This window comes from Frigoribacterium sp. MEB024, from assembly GCF_000878135.1.
Taxonomy (GTDB): Bacteria; Actinomycetota; Actinomycetes; order Actinomycetales; family Microbacteriaceae; genus Frigoribacterium.
On record NZ_JXQZ01000122.1, the window covers coordinates 1 to 690 of the forward strand.

Genomic DNA, 690 nt, shown 5'->3' on the forward strand with positions numbered 1-690 from the left:
CCGAGGTGTTGTAGGCCCCGGGCGGGCCGGCCGGGCCGGGCGGGCCGGGTGCCGGGCGGCGGGTGCCGCATGCCGGACGGGCCGGCCGGGCCGGGTTCAGGCCACCGGTTCGGCGAACACGACCCGGTTCTGGTCGTAGTGACCCGAGCCGCGGTCGAAGACGCCGCCGCAGGTGATCAGCCGCAGCTGGTCGGTCGGCTGCGCCCCGAAGACACGGGCGGTCGGGAACTCCGCCTTCGGCACGTCGACGACCTCGGTGACGGCGTAGCCGACGACGTCCCCGTCGACCGTGGTCACGTCGACCCGGTCGCCGACGACGAGCTCGTCGAGGCGGGCGAAGACCGCGGGGCCCGACGCCGAGTCGACGTGGGCGGCGATCACGGTCGGCCCGCGCCCGCCCGGCTTGCCGCCGCCGGTGAACCAGCCGACGTCGTCCGCGTCGACGGGCACCTCCATGGCGCCGTCGTCGGCGATGCCGAGGCCGATCAGCGGGGCGTCGAGTCCGATGGCGGGCACCGAGACGACCGCCGGAGCGACCCCCTCGCCGACGACCCCGTCGATCCCGTCGACCCCGTCACCGTCGACCTCGCCCACCGCAGGAGGTGCGGTGCCCGTCGCCGACGGAGCCGCGGTCGTCGAGGGGCTCGCCCCCGCCCCCGGGGCCGGCGCCGCCGTCGGTGCGGCCGCCCC

The 690-nt window shown here is 77.8% G+C and carries 1 protein-coding gene; it reads right to left on the minus strand.

From position 1 onward, the window contains the following. Positions 1-96: 96 nt before the first annotated feature. The coding region (locus SZ60_RS15450; protein WP_052505460.1) for a class F sortase at positions 97-690 on the minus strand (594 nt) is incomplete at its 5' end.